The sequence below is a fragment of the [Clostridium] celerecrescens 18A genome (genome assembly GCF_002797975.1).
Lineage (GTDB): Bacteria > Bacillota > Clostridia > Lachnospirales > Lachnospiraceae > Lacrimispora > Lacrimispora celerecrescens.
The window spans coordinates 2843212-2859535 of sequence record NZ_PGET01000001.1 but is presented as its reverse complement, the minus strand read 5'-3'; the positions used below and the strand labels follow the sequence as shown (position 1 = coordinate 2859535).

The following is a 16324-nucleotide window of genomic DNA, read 5'->3' as shown; positions in this document are numbered from 1 at the left end:
ACATTCACGCATGAGAAAGAACCATATGATATTGCAGCTGATCTCAATGGCAGCAGTCATCGGCCTGCTTTGGTACTGCATCAATGGTTTAAACTTGAAGGAAGTTTCGCCTGAACCCATTTTATCCGTTGGGACGGGCAGTCTCGACATCAGTTCAGACGTCATTGAAAAAAATGATACCGATGAGACTTTGTGGAGCCTGATTTTAGTCAATCGCTGGAATGCGATTCCAGAGGATTACGACGTGGATTTGACCGAATTATCGAATGGACAAACTGTTGATACACGGATATACCCGTCACTTCAGAACATGTTTGATGCAGCAAGGGCTGACGGTGTATATCCCGTGGTCGTTTCAGGATACCGAACGGCTGAGAAACAACAAAGCCTGATGGAAGAAAAAATTGCCGCATATAAAGCGGAAGGATATTCCGCTTCCAAGGCAAAAGCCGAAGCGGAAACGTGGGTCGCCGTTCCCGGTACAAGCGAACATCAATTGGGAATTGCAGTGGATATCAATGCAGATGGGGTTAAATCAAGCGGAGGTGAAGTTTATAAATGGCTGAAAAAAAACGGTTTCCGTTATGGATTTATCCTCCGCTATCCGCCGGATAAAATAGAAATCACTGGTGTCAGCAATGAGCCGTGGCATTATCGCTATGTAGGAATTAAAGCTGCCACCGATATGCAAGATCAAAACCTCTGCCTTGAGGAATATTTGAAAGAAAAAAATTGAAAAGAGGATCTGTCGTCTGTCGTCGGCAAGGATGAAGTACACAGCAATGGAAGAGATTGATAAAGTGCTGGAACCATTTGAGAATTTGTAGAGGTATTGTCTTCGGCGGAAGAGGTCAGGACACTGCGTCCTCTGAAGCAGGGCTCTATGCCCAGAAGGCAAGAATCCAGGGATTCTTTTACTCTTCCATAGCAGATACATAAAATTTTATCACCTCCAGTAATCTGAATGCGGCTTTAACCATCTGGCTTTGAATGTTCCTTTACAGTTTAAGGATCAGCATTAAATTGCTCTCCGAACTTTTTAAAAGTACTGAATAAATGATTATAGATCATTTTGTATAACTAAATAATAATATAAGAAATTGTATATATAATTAAAAAGTCATGCAAACACCATATTAAATGGATATGAAGCAAAAAAGTACGATAATTGCTGCTGAAGTAAATAATTGTTGTGTATCGGTGAAGGCAACCGCACTTCTTTATTAATTCCTTGGTAAGCAGAGAATAAAATAGTTTCTATAGAATATTCTGCTTGTTCTTATATCTGAAAAAAATATTCAATTATATCTTGACACTCAATACAAAATAAAATATAATGAGTACACACTCACTGAGCTGGAGGTCATTGTTTGAAATCAAAAAGGCAATTGCAAAAAGAAAATACTCGAAAAAAGATACTGGAAACAGCATATCAGATTTATTCCGAACAAGGCTTCTCAGCTACAACGGCTGTTATTGCTAAGGAAACGGGCGTATCTCACGGCACAATATTCGTCCATTTCTCATCACTGGATGAACTGCTTTGCTGTCTGATACAGAATTTCGGTGATGCTTTAGGATCGGAGATACACCGTCTGGCAGAAACAAAAGATACTATTGAGGAGTTGCTGAAAGCTCATTTAGATATTTTAGCCAGACATGAAAAGTTTTATATCCGATTGATTGCTGAAAGGAGTTTATTGCCGGAGGAGGCAAAGTTAACATTTTCAAATATTCAATCCATTGTTGCCTACCATTTTAACAAGGTATTAGAGCGGGAAAACAATACGTGTAAGGACATCCCTGTTCATCTGTTATTTAATACATGGATGGGTCTTATTCATTATTATTTGTTAAACAAAGACTTGTTTTCGCCGGATACGCCAATATTAGAGCGGTATGGCTCAGAACTTACGGAAACTTTTTTAAAATTGATTAGAAAATAAAAGGAGGAATTATAATGAAAGTTTGTATAGCTTGCGGTATGCCAATGACAGATGCTTCTGAATTTGCCTGCGGTGACACAACGAAAGATTATTGCGTACACTGCGCCCGGCCTGACGGCTCCATGCAGTCGTTTGAAGAAAAGAAGGCAGGTATGACTAACTTTATCATCAAGACACAGGGGTTCGATGAAAAGGCTGCGGCCCAAATGGCTGAAAGCAGCATGAGAAAGCTTCCGGCATGGAAGGGATATTTCAATAGTTAGAAAGGGAGAGGTGATGATATGAAGGTTAGCCCGGCATTCCAGGCATTTGCAAAAGAAGCTCCTGAGGTACAAGAGGCTTGGATGGAAATGGTACAAACATTGGACGGTGCAAGCGCACTGGATAAAAAGACGAAAGAACTTGCCTATCTTGCGGTGATGGCTGCCGTAGGTCTTGAAAGCGGATTGCCGTTCCATGTTAAGATGGCAAAATCCAAAGGAGCAACAAGAGAAGAAATTATCGGCAGTATTCTGGTGGGATTACCCGCTGTTGGGAATGGAATTGTTAAGTCCTTGCCTATAGCTTTAGAGGCATTTGATGAGGAAGCGTGAATACGGCTGAATATACTGTGAATAACCTCCCCAGGCTGATGGTGGAGGTTCAGGACAGGCCAGATATGGAGGGAGCCGGCAAGATGGGGGGATCCTGCCGGCTAAGTATGAAAAAAAGTTTAATTTAAAAGGTTTTGCCCTTTGCAATTATTAATATACCGGGGAAATATGATAAAACTTTGATAGAATTGTGAACACTTTGTGAAGACGTACACTATGTATATCATTGGCTGGAAAGGTCAGGCATTGGGTGAGCCTTCTTGAAATGGAAAGACAAATTCCGGGATTCCTCTAACGTAGGGAGCGATATCATACTGCTGATAGTAGATGACAATCCCCGATGGCTTAATAAAGAATCCATTGATGTTAAAGTTACCCCGCAGAAGAGATGCATAGTCATCAAAATATTGCGAGGGGGCCGTTTTCATCTGTTCTTCTATCTGCTGTTGTATCCCTTTAAAAATATATTCTGTAAATTGGGGATTGTTAGGGAAAAAGTCCTCGAGGCTCAGCTGTTTTCCGGTATTAAAGTCCCAGGTTTGGGAATCCCGGGTTGTATTTCCATGGGCTCCACCGAGATACATATATTGATCGGTATAAAGGCTGGTGATGCAGTTCTTGTTATATGTGGTCTGAAAAACTGATAAAAATTGATAGCTATTAAATGGAAACTGATTTTTTTGTACGTACCTTGCCTGATCTACAGCCTGAGGATACAGCACGGTTCGGCAGTAGATCTCAGACTGTCTCGACCGGAATTCGTAGAATCTATTAATACTCTGTGCTGCGGTGGAACTGCATGAGGAGGTAAACTGGGGATAATGGATCGCATAGGTAAACACGGTGATCCCATTGTATCGCATGATATCCGTCAGCGTTTTTTTAGAGATTATCTGCATGGGAGCCTCATAAAAGGAAGGTTTGTATAATATATGGATAAATGGACTTAATTATGAGCTTAAGGAAAGGCATGGATCAGCTACGCTGCCGTACCTAAGGCAAAAACAGCACATGGATTCCCTGAGTTTCACTTAGAAAAGGATGATATTATGAAAAACCAACTAACAGTAACCAGTCCGGCTTTCAAGAACAAAGCCATAATACCGATTCAATACACAGGACGCGGAGCGGATATTTCTCCAGAGCTGCATCTGTCATCCATCAATGAAAACGCCAAGTCCGTGGCTATCATAATGGATGATATGGGACACCCCATTCCCGCATATAATCATTGGGTCATTTGGAATATTCCCGTCATGGAGACAATCCCCCCAAATATCCCTCATGGACCCCGTATTGAAGAACTTAATGGAGCGACTCAGGGACGTGGATACGGAAGAAACAGATACCGGGGGCCAAAACCGCCGTTCAACTGGTCTCACCTTTATCAGTTCAATGTATATGTATTGGATTGCTTGTTGGATCTTCCAAGTAAATCCAGAAAGCGGGATTTATTGGCTGCTATGCAAGGGCATATTTTACAGGAGGGCTGTTTAACAGGAAGATTTCGGTAAAACTGCAATAATACTGCAGGTCCAATCATTTGCCGAATAACGTTTTGTGGAGTTTATTTAAACCTTAGAATCATTCTCTTGACAATATGACGGAATAATGCTATATTAAAGACAAGTTAATAGTAAGTGTTACTGACTCGATCAGGCATCATCAAATGCAAATGTCCGCATAATAGTGGATATTGGTGTTTGGTGATTTTTTTTTCCTATTTTTATGATTGTTACTTAAAAAGCTTAAAAAGAAATGAATTTAACAAAAAAGGAGGTGTTTTATGTTCGAGTATGTTAAATCACTGAATAATAACATTGTTCTTGCCTACGACGAGAATCATAACGAAGTCGTGCTGTTTGGAACCGGGATCGGTTTCAATCGGAAGAGGGGAGATATGGTTTCAGAATCTTCTGTCAGTAAGCTTTTTATTAATGACAGCAATAAACGGCTGGCTTCCATGGTTCAGAACCTGTCGGAAGACATTGTTTCCGTTACGGAAGAAATCATACAGTATGGCTCCAGGATATTGGAAAAACAGCTTCATGCCTCTATCATGATCATACTTGCCGATCATCTGTATTTTGCTATTGAGCGGGCGAAGAAAAATCAGAATGTGGACAATCCGCTGCAATGGGAAGTCCCCCACCTTTATCCAAGGGAGTATGAAATCGGAGGAAAGGGGGTGAAATTGATTGAGGAACGTCTTAAGGTAAAGTTGCCGCCTCAGGAGGCATCCTTTATAGCACTTCATTTTGTAAATGCACAATTTGAAAGTCAGGATATGAGTGATACCTTAAAGATTACAGAGATTATCAGCCGGATCCTGGATATTGTCAGCTACCATTTTCAATTGTTATTGGATGAAAATTCCTTATACTACTCCAGGTTTATCGTGCATCTGCGGTATTTTATCATACGGCAGGAAACTCATATGAAAGACACCATAGGATTAAACGACGAAGATTTATTGGAAACGGTAAAAATCCGTTATAAAAAAAGCTACCAATGCGCCGTTAAGATTGCAAAATATCTGTTTGATGCCTATGCCTGGGACGTTTCCAACGATGAAATCATTTATTTACTGCTTCATATCGAAAGAATAACAAATGCAACAAACAAATAATTAAAACAAGAGTGTTACTATTCAATTAGGCATTGTCTGCGAACTAGGGTTTATTTTAACCTCATCAAGTAAGCCTTACATTTCAATACCGGTAAGGTATAAGTGGAGTGTGGGGACTTACTTGTATCAGGGGCAAGCCCCTTTTGGCAAGCTGCGATAGCAGATGAGGTTATGAGCATGTAGCGAAGCGGATTGCGAATATCCGATTGACTACCAAAAATAAAACGAACAGGAGACTTTGTGTATGGAACATTTAAAGTTAGCTCAGGAAATTATCCAGTATTGTGGTGGAAAGGATAATATCACCCAGGCCTGGAACTGCATTACCAGACTGCGTTTTCACTTAAAGGACAGGGAAAAGGCGGATGTGAAGGCCATACAGGCTTTAAACGGTGTCTTAGGAGCCCAGTTTCAGGGGGACCAGTTTCAGGTGATCATCGGCAATGAAGTATTAAAGGTATTTGAAGGGGTTAAGAAAGAACTTGGTGATCTTATTGTTTCTTCGGAAGAAAAGACGAAGAAGGTTAAAAAAAGGGGAAATCCGATCAACGCCCTGTTCGGTGTGATCTCAGGTATTTTCAATCCCATTTTACCTGCAATAACAGGAGCCGGAATTATAAAAGGGATCCTGGCATTGCTGATATTTCTTAAAATGCTGAATCCGGAATCAGACAATTATTTTGTATTAGATATGATCTCCAATGCCACCTATTACTTCCTTCCATTTCTGGTTGCTTTTTCAGCGGGAAAGAAATTCGGAGTGAATGAACATTTGTCTGCGACTCTTGCCGGAGTCATCATGTATCCTGCATTTGTTAATTTAAGCGGGCAGGGGATCAGTACGGTGAAATTCGTTTTTCTGAATATTCCCGTGATGGATTACAATTCCACGGTAATCCCAATTATTTTGGGTGTCCTTTTACTGAGTATCGTTTATAAATTTATAGACCGTTATGTACCGAGTTTTTTAAAAATGATTGTGACGCCAGTAGCTTCCCTTCTGATTACAGCCCCTGTGGTTCTTGTATTCATCGCTCCTCTGGGAAGTTATGTGGGCAAATATGTGGCAGCCTTTTTCATATCCCTGTTTGGGGTAGCTGGTCCTGTGGCCGGATTACTGATGGGAGGGCTTATGTCGGTCATTGTAATAACCGGCATGCATTATGCATTTTTTCCGTCCACCTTTGACGGGCTGGGCGGCGTTGGCTACGATATTTTACTGCTTCCCATGAGTATTGTAAGCAATATGGGCCAGTGCGGCGCTGTTCTTGGGGCTGCATTTAAAATAAAAGATAAGAAGATGAAAACCATAGCATTTTCCAGTGCGCTTTCCGCTCTGTTTGGCATCACGGAACCTGCCATATATGGGGTGAACTTAAAGTATAAAAAACCCTTCTATGCCGCATTGACAGGAGGGGCGGTGGGCGGAGCTATTTACGGAATTTTTCATGTTAAGGCTTATGCGTTCAGCATTCCGGGAATTACCGCTTTGCCTACTTATTTGAAAGAAGGGGAGTTAAACAACTTTATCTGGGCATGTATCGGTGTTGCTGCTTCATTTTTTACTGCTTTTATCATAACGATGATTCTTCCTCTGGAAGGAAAGGAAAAGGCAGAGGATAAGGCAAAGGGGGTTGATAAAATCTCCCAGGATCATGAAGGGCAGATGGTAAAAATACCGGTTGCTGCACCCATGACTGGAAAGGCGGTAGGACTTGCTCAGGTTCCTGATAAAATGTTTGCGGAAGGTATCCTTGGCAAAGGGATCGCAATCATACCGGAAGAAGGGATAGTGAAAGCACCCTTTCAGGGACAGGTAAAAATGATTGCACCTACAAAGCATGCCATCGGTCTGATCTCTGACCGGGGGGTTAACGTAGTAATCCATATCGGGATTGATACGGTGAATCTCCAGGGAAAGGGCTTTGAAGTCCTCGTAAAAGAAGATCAGTGGGTAGAGAAGGGAGAGCCTTTGATGAAGGTGGACTTAGATTTCGTTAAGGAGAACCATTTAAATCCCATCACTCCTATAATTGTAACAAACTCAGACGAATATGTGAATGTGCTGGATATCCCTATGGATCTGGCACAGGCGGGAACCAGTGAGGTCCTTATCGTATTCCAGTAACATTCCAATATAAGACAAGCAGTTCCTATCAATTCAAATACGATTCAAAAAAGGAGAATAATGATGAAACAGAATGCAAACTACGGATTTCCAGAAGGTTTTTTATGGGGCGGGGCAACCGCTGCCAATCAGATCGAGGGAGCCTATAAAGAGGCTGGTAAAGGAATGTCCACATCGGACTATGCAGCCTATAAAGATCCCTATGCAACAGGAGAAGTAAATAATTTTACTTTCAATGTCACCTCAAAGGAACTGGATGAGTACCGGGCCAATGAGGAAAAATATAAATTTCCCAAGCGCTGGGGAATCGATTTCTACCATCATTATGCGGAGGATATAGCATTGTTTGCGGAAATGGGATTTAAGGTGTTCCGGTTCTCCATTTCCTGGGTGAGAATTTTTCCTACGGGTTTGGAAACCGAGCCGAATGAAGCCGGATTTGCTTTTTACGATAAGGTGATCGCTGAGCTGAAAAAGTATCACATAGAGCCCCTTATTACATTGTCCCATTATGAAATGCCCATAGTATTGTCAGAAAAATATAACGGCTGGCAGGGCCGGGAGCTGATTGATTGTTTTGTCCGGTTTGCATCCGCATGTTTCAAACGATACAAGAATGACGTGAAATACTGGATCACATTTAACGAAATGAATATGAACTTAAACAGCCTGTACACCGGGGCAGGCAGCTTCCCCGACAAAGTAGATCACTTAGAAGAGGCGGCATACCAGGCATCTCATTACCAGTTTGTGGCCAGTTCCCTGGCGGTGAAGGCGGGAAGAGAAATCATGCCTGATGCAAAAATCGGCTGTATGATCAACCGGATTGAGTCCTATGCAAAAACCTGCAAGCCGGAGGACCAGCTGCAGGCTTTAAAGGCTGATCAGATCAACCTCTTTTATCCGGAGGTACAGGCAAGAGGAGAATATCCTTCCTACATGTCACGGTATTTCAATGAAAAGAACATAAAACTGGAAACAGAACCGGAAGATTTTCAAATCATCAGGGATTATACGGTGGATTTCATCGCGTTCAGCTATTACATGACCCACGTTACCGAGGACAGGCCGGATGCAAATGAACTTGCTGGAAAACTGGACAGCCCGATCAAGAATCCTTACTTAAAGCTGACAGAATGGGGGTGGCCCATTGACCCCATCGGGCTGCGTATAACACTGAACAAAATGTACGACCGTTATAAAAAGCCACTGTTCCTGGTTGAAAATGGACTGGGAGCAAGGGACAAGGTGGAGGCGGATGGAAGCATTCATGATGATTACCGGATCGACTATATTCGCGAGCACGTAAAGCAGATGAAGGAGGCAGTAACAGACGGCGTGAATTTAATGGGTTATACGACCTGGGGCTGCATTGATTTAATCAGCTGCGGAACATCGGAAATGACGAAACGCTATGGCTTCATCTATGTGGATCAGGATGATGAAGGAAATGGAACGTTAAACAGATCCAGAAAGGATTCTTTCCATTGGTATAAAAAGGTGATAGAAACCAACGGAGAAGAATTGTAAGATCAGGGAAATTATCAGGCTATTATAATATAGAAAGAATGGTACAGCCTTTGCGCTGTGCCATTCTTTCTAAACGATATTATGATGCTCATAATCAGTCAGCTAAATCGTATGTTTCTATGTTTTCAAAATCCAAGGTAACAACGGCTGATTCAAAGGAAATTTCATAGAGAATCAGGTAATCTCCGGCTTGTTCTATCATATCTTTGTAGCCGGGTATTTTTTTAATGAAATGTTCCGCTGCGTCAAATACAGTGCTGCTGCTTTTTTTTACTGTGCCTTTCGCCTTAATATGCTCATTGCCTGTGTGGGGAATGGTTGTAAAGGCTGCCTTATTATTATGTTCCAATTCCTTCACTTTCTCATTATCTCCAAATGTGGTAAAGAGCATTACTTTGGCGGCTTCGTCAAAACAGAAATTTACAATCCTCACATTGGGCTGACCGTCAGTACATGTAGCCAGAGCAATCTCGGTTTGTGTGTGGATCAGTCGGGTGAATTCTTGTTTTGCATTCATAATTAATTCTCCTTTGCTTTATTTATTGCTATGTTTGCAGTATAATGTATAATGGTTTCATTTAGTGAAACCATTTAATCAGAAAGAGGATAAATCCATGAAAAAATCAGAGCGGCTGAATGATATGATGATATACTTAAATGATAAAAAGTTTTTCAGTCTCAAAAGCATAATGGACAGATATTCTATTTCCAAAAGTACAGCGCTTCGGGACATTCAGTCCTTAGAAGAAATCGGCATGCCGATATATTCTAAGACTGGGCGGAACGGATGTTATGGCATCCTTCCCAATCGATTATTATCCCCAATTGTTTTTACGGTTGACGAGGTTCAGGCGCTGTATTTTGCCATGCAAACGCTTAACGCCTATCAATCCACGCCTTTTCATTTGAACGTCCAAAAGCTAAAGCAAAAGTTTGAAGGATGTATATCAGAAGAACGAATAAAGAATTTACGGAAGATGGAATTGATTTTTCGCTTAGGGAGTTACAAAAGCAAGAATGTATGTAACTGCCTGCAGGATATCCTGCACATGGCGGTTGATGAAAACGTCTGTGAAGTCCACTATACAAAGGGAGAACTTAAGAAGCAGTATTATGTTCAGTTCTTTGATATTACCTCTGCCTATGGTCAGTGGTATGCAACGGCGTACAATTTCCAGACGAAAAAGCCGCAAGTGTTCCGCTGTGATAAAATTTATTTTGTACAGCCTAGCGATAAATATATAGCAAAGCCGCTTTCTGAATTTCTTATTTCACCGAAAGAAATGTTTCGGGATCATGATTCCATTGACTTTGAGGTTGGTGTTACCGCCAAAGGCGTGGATATATTCTATAAAGAGCATTATCCATCAATGGAGCTGCAACAGGAAAATGGGAAATATTATATAAGAGGTTTTTATAAGAAAGGGGAAGAACCGTTTATCGCCGATTATTTCACTATTTACGGTAAACGGATTATCTCGATCAATCCAGCCGGCTTGAAAAATTTAATTCTAGATCGGTTAGATACATTAAAAAGTCATTTTATTTCATTATGAAAGTTAAACAAAGTTTAAAAGTATCGGTCCAGACGACCGATACTTTTTTGACTTCCTACATGGTGATGCCCATAAACATTTTGTTTTATCCTGCTCCGGAAGGGATGCCTGAATAAGCCCTTTTATACCTTTAAACAGCAAATTGCTTTATCTAATAATGTAATATAATTACATTTAAAACTAATTAAATTAATATATTGTAAAATGATTACATACATGCTATAATACTAAATATAAGCGCTTATACTATAAAAAAACATACACATTGCCTATGGAGTGAAAAGGCATGAGGCATGAAAAGGAGGTAAAACATGCAGGGAGTTTCTTTGTTGGTTGTTATTGGATTGATTCTGTATACCGTGATTGCTGTAGTTGATCAGATTTCCATTCAATGCGGATTGTATACCCCTTTGTTCGCGGCTGTGATTACCGGGGCATTATTGGGGGATTTGCCAACAGGTCTGGTCGTTGGTGCGACATTACAGCTCATGACATTGGGAGTTGCTACTTATGGAGGTGCCACGGTTCCGGATTATTTATCAGGAGCGATTATGGGTACCGCTTATGCTATTATTTCCGGACAGGGGGCAGAATACGGAATCGGTCTTGCCATTCCCATCGGATTGCTGTTAACTCAGATGGACATTCTTGGAAGGATGACCAACTCATTCTTTCAGCATTACGCAGACCGCTGTGCGGAAAATGCGGATTACAAAGGAGTGGAGCGGGCAAATTTACTGGGACTGCTGCCCTGGGTCCTTTCCAGAGTGATTCCGGTCGCATTGGGACTGATTTTTGGAGAGGCAGTGGTAAATGGAGTAAATGCAATTATCCCGGCCTGGTTTATGACAGGACTTAAAACAGCAGGCGCCATTCTTCCTGCAATGGGTATGGCCATACTGATGCGTTATCTGCCCATTAAAAAATACTATCCGTATTTTATCATCGGATTCGTGCTGATTGCCTTTGGAGGCGCTACGTTTACCGTTATGGCTGCCGCATTGATCGGCCTGGCTCTGGCTGCTCTTCATCTTTCAAGAGTACGAGAGCGGGTGGCAGTGCAGACTTTGGATGATGAGGAGGTAGAAATCGATGGCTGACAAAAACCAGACAGGAAGCGTGAAATTGGAAAAAAGCGATATCAATAAAGTATATCTTCGTAATCTGTTTACTTTACAGTTTGGCTGGAATTACGAAAAGATGCAGGGCCTTGGATATGCCTATGTCATCATGCCGGTTTTAAAGCGGCTGTACTCCAAAGATCCTGAGAAGATGAAACGCGCACTGAAGATGCATCTGGGTTATTTTAACACCACTCCGGCAATGTCTCATCTGATCGTCGGTGCCGATATGGCGCTGGAGGAAGAACTGGGAATTGAGGCGGAGGAGGCAATTACCGGTTTAAAGACCGGACTTATGGGACCGTTTGCAGGAGTCGGTGATACATTGTTCATCGCCATTTACCGGGCCATTGTGTTCTCCATTGCATCTTATATAGCCATGCAGGGGAATCCCATTGGACTTATCATACCTCTTATTGCATGTGCCGGGGTGTTATGGATACGATATAAATTTACCACCATCGGTTATCAGTCCGGACGAAAGCTTGCTACCGGATTTGCAGATAAAATTTCTCCAATTACTGAGGCGGCAAGCATCCTGGGACTGACTGTGGTAGGGGCACTGATCCCTTCTGTAATCAAATACCGTACGGATCTGCAGTTTACCATGGGAGAGGTAACCTTTGCCCTCCAGGATATGCTGGATAAAATCATGCCCTCCCTGCTTCCTCTTGGTATCGTAGTATTTTCATACTGGCTCCTTGGGAAGAAAAAGGTGAATTCTACAAAATTAATTTTTATTCTCATCGGTTTGGGCATGGTACTTGGCAATCTGCAATCCATGCTGACCTTTGTGGCTGGTTTATTTTAGTAAAAAGGAAGTTGAAACAGGAAAGGAAATAATGGTATGATTGGAATCATAGTAACCGGCCATGGTGAATTTGCCTCTGGTTTAACCAGCGGGTTAAAGCTGCTGGCTGGAGAGACGGAATATTATGAAGCTGTTGATTTTAAAGCGGAGGATTCCACGGAACTTCTGACAGAACGCCTGAAGTCAGCGATCCGGAGGCTTAAAGACTGTGAAGCGGTGGCAGTGCTTGCGGATCTGACGGGAGGTTCCCCCTTTAATATGGCTTCCAGACTTAAAATGTCCGGTATCCATGAAAATATGGAGGTAATCGGAGGCATCAACCTTCCTCTGGTCCTTCATGCCTACATGTCCAGGGGAATGATTTCGGATATCCGAGAGCTTCTGAATGCCTCCCTGGAGATGGGGAAACAGCATATGATGTATTTTCATATATCGGATGATACATGTGAACTGGAAGAATAGGAAGAAGATAAGGAGAAAGATTCATGGCAATTGTTCATGCGAGAGTAGATGAGAGACTGATTCATGGTCAGGTGGCTATGGTTTGGACCAATACGGTAGGAGCGTCCCGGATCATTGTGGTTAACGATGAAGCGGTAAAGGATGAACTGATCATTGCGGGCCTTAAGATGGCAAAACCGGCAGGAGTAAAACTTTCCATCCTGTCTTTAAAACGGGCTGCTGAAAAATTTGCAGAAAAGGCCTACGAAGAGGATAAGGTATTCCTGATAACAAAGAACGTGACGGATATGGCAGCACTGATCCGCTCTGAAGTCCCGATCAAGGCTTTTAACATTGGAAATGTGGCAAAAAGAGAAGGAAGCAGACCCATTAAAAAATCAGTGAATCTGACGGAAGACGATGAAAAGGATATCCGGGAAATGATACAGCTGGGAGTGAATGTAACGGCTCAGATGCTGCCCAATGAGTCGGATCAGTCGATATTAAACATGCTGTAAAATAAATCGGATGCAGGAGGAGGCGGAATGGAATCAGTTCGGTTAAAGATAAGAGAACAATACAATAAAATGAGTAAAGCAGAAAAGAAACTCTCAGATTTTGTATTGTCAGATACCAAAAACTGTCTTGGGATGACGGCAGTGGATATTGCAGGAAAAAGCGGAGTATCATCCGCCTCTGTGATCCGTTATGTTCAAAAACTTGGTTTTGATGGGTTGGAAGGTTTTAAGCTGGCACTTGCAGCAACCGATGCCCAAAATGATAAGGAAGATATGGTAGACCCCATTATTTCCAAGGAAGATGATTTAGATACGCTGTGCCGGAAAATGGATGCCCTGGTGGATGCGGCATTTCAGGATTTTTTCTATCAGCTGAATAAAGATGCATTAAAAAAAGCTATCAACAAAATAAAGAAAGCCCGGCGCATTTATCTGGTGGGGATCGGAAGTTCCTCGCTGCCTGCTTATGATCTGTTCCATAAACTGAAGCGGGCAGACCTCAATGCGAATTTTTATCAGGATATCAATATGATGGTGGAATTTTTCAACTACATTGATAAACGGGATGTGGTGATCGCATTTTCCTACAGCGGGCAGTCCCAGGAAGTTCTTTATGCCTGTGGGATTGCAGAAAAACAGGGAGCATCGATCATAGCGGTTACCCGCAGAAGAGATTCTCCCCTACAGGATATTGCAGATATATGCCTCCATGTGCCGGACAATGAAAAGGTTATGCGGATCGGGGCATTTACCTCTCTTCATACCTCCATCATGATGGCGGATCTTCTTTATATGGGAGTGATCCAGGAGAACTTAGAGCATTATGAGGTAGAGCTGATCAAAACCAGAAAGATGGTAGCAGGTCTGAAAATAAAAAAATAGAGGAGTTTTATGTGCAATATAGAAAAGCTTACAACGGAATCAATCAATGAAGCTACCCGGAACATTGACAGACTGGAATCATTGGAAATCGTTACATTAATAAATAATGAAGATAAAAAAGTAGCAGAAGCCATAGAAAAGGTGCTTCCCCAAATCGCGGAAGCAGTGGAGTCAATTGTGGAGCGTTTCAAAAAAGGCGGACGGATCATTTATTGCGGTGCAGGATCGTCAGGCCGGATGGGTACACTGGATGCGGTGGAACTGACCCCCACTTACAGCGTATCGCCGACACGGGCCTTTGGCCTTCTTGCAGGCGGTGATGAGGCCATGTATACAGCGGTGGAGGGGGCAGAAGACTCGGAAGAACTGGCAGTGGAGGACTTAAAACGGGTGAAGCTTACGGCCGATGATTGCGTGATCGGTATAGCTGCCAGCGGAAGGACTCCTTATACAAAGGCGGCCCTGGAGTTCGGAAAACAGACAGGTGCCTTTACCATTTCCGTTACCTGCAATCAGGACAGCGCCATGGCAAAGATCGCGGATATAACCATTGCCCCGGTAGTGGGACCAGAGGTAATTAACGGATCCACCAGGATGAAGGCAGGAACCGCTCAGAAAATGGTAGTTAATATGCTTTCCACCGGAGCCATGATAAGGCTTGGAAAGGTATACCGGAACTATATGGTTCATGTACAGCCCACCAATGAAAAGCTTGTGAAGCGGGCGGTTAAGATGATCATGGATCTGACGGGTGCGAAAGAGGAGCAGGCTCTTAACGTGCTTTATGAGGCAGATAAGGATGTGGCTGCTGCCATCGTGATGATCGAATGCGGCTGCGGAAAAGATCAGGCCAGGGAAGCCCTTTTAGAATCCGGCGGTCAGGTGAGGAAAGCTATAGCGGCTGTGAAAAACGGAGTATAGTCAAATGATAAGAGCCTGGAATGATAATGAGACGGTTTTAGATGAAATGGCAGAGCAGCTTGTTCGGGACCAGGTGATCTGGGGAGCCAGCTGGGGCTTTGTCAGTGATCAGGGGATCCGCTTAATGTACGCCGGAAAGCAGGGTGCGGTGGTTCCCTATTGTGACCGGAACGTGGAAGCAGGTATGTATTATGACCTTGCTTCGCTGACTAAAGTGATTGGGACTACCACCCGGATCCTTCAGCTGGTGGAAAAAGGAGTGATAAGCCTTTCTACTCCGGTAAAAGAGATCCTGGGCCTTTTTTCCTATGGGGATGTCACGGTGGAACACCTGCTGCTTCATTCAAGCGGCCTTCCTGCTGAGATTCGAAACAAAGAAAGCTGGAGCCGGGAAAATCTTCTGGAATATCTCTATACCACACAAAGGGAAAGAGAAGCCGGAGACGGCTTCCTGTATTCGGATGTGGGTTTTATCCTGCTGGGAAAGATCATTGAGAATTTGGATGAAACTACTCTTGAGGAGACCTTCCGGGAGCATATTTTTACTCCCCTTGGTATGAAGGATACCACCTATTTGGTTCAGGGCAGCAGGGAGCGCTGCATTCCGACGGAATGCACGGAGCTAAGAGGCTGTATCTGCGGAGAAGTTCATGACTCAAAGGCCCATCTGCTGGGGCAGTGCGGCAGCGCCGGTTTGTTTTCTACATTGGAAGATATAGTGAAATTTGTAAAGGCTTATCTGGAACATTCCCGGCTTTTATTTGGAGAAGAGATGTTTGAAAAACTTTGCAGCACTATAAAGTTTGAACGAACTCTGGGCTGGAGCAAGGAGTATGGAAGGGATACACTTTATCATACCGGCTTTACAGGAACCTCTGTTTTGATGGATTTGAAGGGCAGAAAGGGTTTTGTTCTTCTGACAAACAGGATCCATCCCAGCAGGTACAATGAGGAATTCCTAAAGATGAGAAAGAAGATGAATGAAGTTTATCTGAAGATGGTTTATTAGACTTATAAAATGGGGGCGGCTCTATATAAAGGGCTGCCCCTTTGATTTTCCTTCATACCGATTCGCTTTTTCTTTCTTTGATCACAACCTTGCAAAAGTAAATGGACAGGACGTTTTGAGTGAGGAGCATACAGACCTTTTGTTGCCAGCAGCCTGTTTTTCGGTCTGCAATGACATCTTCTGCTGATAAAAAATTTTTGTTTATTTCAATAAATATTTGAAATAATAGATACCGTGTG

18 protein-coding genes are annotated in these 16324 nt (G+C 42.6%); 16 read left to right on the top strand and 2 right to left on the bottom strand.

Annotated features, from left to right (window positions below; genetic code table 11):
- The first annotated feature begins 46 nt into the window (after window positions 1–46).
- The 4 genes from H171_RS13205 to H171_RS13190 all read left to right on the top strand — a co-directional run bounded on the left by H171_RS13205 (window position 47) and on the right by H171_RS13190 (window position 2539).
- Window positions 47–736 (top strand): M15 family metallopeptidase, encoded by a 690-nt coding sequence (locus H171_RS13205; protein ID WP_408645638.1) that lies wholly within the window; start codon window positions 47–49, stop codon window positions 734–736.
- Window positions 737–1370: 634 nt separating this feature from the next.
- Window positions 1371–1946 (top strand): TetR/AcrR family transcriptional regulator, encoded by a 576-nt coding sequence (locus H171_RS13200; RefSeq protein WP_100305569.1) that lies wholly within the window; start codon window positions 1371–1373, stop codon window positions 1944–1946.
- Between the two features lie 14 nt (window positions 1947–1960).
- On the top strand, window positions 1961–2209 hold the full coding sequence (locus tag H171_RS13195; RefSeq protein WP_100305568.1) for a zinc ribbon domain-containing protein: 249 nt from the start codon (window positions 1961–1963) through the stop codon (window positions 2207–2209).
- A gap of 18 nt (window positions 2210–2227) precedes the next feature.
- Window positions 2228–2539, top strand: coding sequence for a carboxymuconolactone decarboxylase family protein (locus H171_RS13190; protein WP_100305567.1), 312 nt, complete (start codon window positions 2228–2230; stop codon window positions 2537–2539).
- Between the two features lie 239 nt (window positions 2540–2778).
- Here the strand turns inward: H171_RS13190 and H171_RS13185 are convergent, their stop codons facing one another.
- Window positions 2779–3438, bottom strand: coding sequence for a DUF3298 and DUF4163 domain-containing protein (locus tag H171_RS13185; RefSeq protein WP_100305566.1), 660 nt, complete (start codon window positions 3436–3438; stop codon window positions 2779–2781).
- Window positions 3439–3588: 150 nt separating this feature from the next.
- On the opposite strand from H171_RS13185, the gene H171_RS13180 reads away from it, so the two are divergent.
- The 4 genes from H171_RS13180 to H171_RS13165 all read left to right on the top strand — a co-directional run bounded on the left by H171_RS13180 (window position 3589) and on the right by H171_RS13165 (window position 8826).
- The gene (locus tag H171_RS13180) at window positions 3589–4053 is read left to right on the top strand and encodes a YbhB/YbcL family Raf kinase inhibitor-like protein (protein WP_100305565.1); all 465 of its coding nucleotides are present in this window, start codon (window positions 3589–3591) and stop codon (window positions 4051–4053) included.
- 272 nt (window positions 4054–4325) lie between these two features.
- Complete coding sequence (licT, locus tag H171_RS13175) at window positions 4326–5168, top strand: BglG family transcription antiterminator LicT (RefSeq protein WP_100305564.1); 843 nt, start codon at window positions 4326–4328, stop codon at window positions 5166–5168.
- A 244-nt stretch (window positions 5169–5412) separates the two neighbouring features.
- Window positions 5413–7296 carry a beta-glucoside-specific PTS transporter subunit IIABC gene (locus tag H171_RS13170; RefSeq protein WP_100305563.1) on the top strand — a complete coding sequence of 628 codons (1884 nt, stop codon included), beginning with the start codon at window positions 5413–5415 and terminating at the stop codon, window positions 7294–7296.
- Between the two features lie 63 nt (window positions 7297–7359).
- On the top strand, window positions 7360–8826 hold the full coding sequence (locus tag H171_RS13165; RefSeq protein WP_207655234.1) for a glycoside hydrolase family 1 protein: 1467 nt from the start codon (window positions 7360–7362) through the stop codon (window positions 8824–8826).
- 94 nt (window positions 8827–8920) lie between these two features.
- Here H171_RS13165 and H171_RS13160 read toward each other — a convergent pair whose 3' ends face one another.
- Window positions 8921–9343: a pyridoxamine 5'-phosphate oxidase family protein gene (locus H171_RS13160; RefSeq protein WP_100305561.1), complete on the bottom strand. Its 423-nt coding sequence runs from the start codon at window positions 9341–9343 to the stop codon at window positions 8921–8923.
- A 97-nt stretch (window positions 9344–9440) separates the two neighbouring features.
- On the opposite strand from H171_RS13160, the gene H171_RS13155 reads away from it, so the two are divergent.
- The 8 genes from H171_RS13155 to H171_RS13120 all read left to right on the top strand — a co-directional run bounded on the left by H171_RS13155 (window position 9441) and on the right by H171_RS13120 (window position 16085).
- Complete coding sequence (locus H171_RS13155) at window positions 9441–10382, top strand: helix-turn-helix transcriptional regulator (protein WP_100305560.1); 942 nt, start codon at window positions 9441–9443, stop codon at window positions 10380–10382.
- A 311-nt stretch (window positions 10383–10693) separates the two neighbouring features.
- A complete protein-coding gene (locus H171_RS13150; RefSeq protein WP_025231935.1) occupies window positions 10694–11482 on the top strand; it encodes a PTS mannose/fructose/sorbose/N-acetylgalactosamine transporter subunit IIC in 789 nt (262 codons plus the stop codon).
- Window positions 11475–12314, top strand: coding sequence for a PTS system mannose/fructose/sorbose family transporter subunit IID (locus H171_RS13145; protein WP_100305559.1), 840 nt, complete (start codon window positions 11475–11477; stop codon window positions 12312–12314). The genes H171_RS13150 and H171_RS13145 overlap by 8 nt, the downstream gene beginning before the upstream one ends.
- A 36-nt stretch (window positions 12315–12350) precedes the next feature.
- On the top strand, window positions 12351–12776 hold the full coding sequence (locus H171_RS13140) for a PTS sugar transporter subunit IIA (protein WP_100305558.1): 426 nt from the start codon (window positions 12351–12353) through the stop codon (window positions 12774–12776).
- 23 nt (window positions 12777–12799) lie between these two features.
- On the top strand, window positions 12800–13273 hold the full coding sequence (locus H171_RS13135) for a PTS system mannose/fructose/N-acetylgalactosamine-transporter subunit IIB (RefSeq protein WP_100305557.1): 474 nt from the start codon (window positions 12800–12802) through the stop codon (window positions 13271–13273).
- Window positions 13274–13300: 27 nt separating this feature from the next.
- On the top strand, window positions 13301–14155 hold the full coding sequence (locus tag H171_RS13130) for a MurR/RpiR family transcriptional regulator (RefSeq protein ID WP_100305556.1): 855 nt from the start codon (window positions 13301–13303) through the stop codon (window positions 14153–14155).
- Window positions 14156–14164: 9 nt separating this feature from the next.
- The gene (gene murQ / locus H171_RS13125; protein WP_100305555.1) at window positions 14165–15076 is read left to right on the top strand and encodes an N-acetylmuramic acid 6-phosphate etherase; all 912 of its coding nucleotides are present in this window, start codon (window positions 14165–14167) and stop codon (window positions 15074–15076) included.
- A 4-nt stretch (window positions 15077–15080) separates the two neighbouring features.
- Window positions 15081–16085: a serine hydrolase domain-containing protein gene (locus H171_RS13120; RefSeq protein ID WP_100305554.1), complete on the top strand. Its 1005-nt coding sequence runs from the start codon at window positions 15081–15083 to the stop codon at window positions 16083–16085.
- The last annotated feature ends 239 nt before the right edge of the window (window positions 16086–16324 follow it).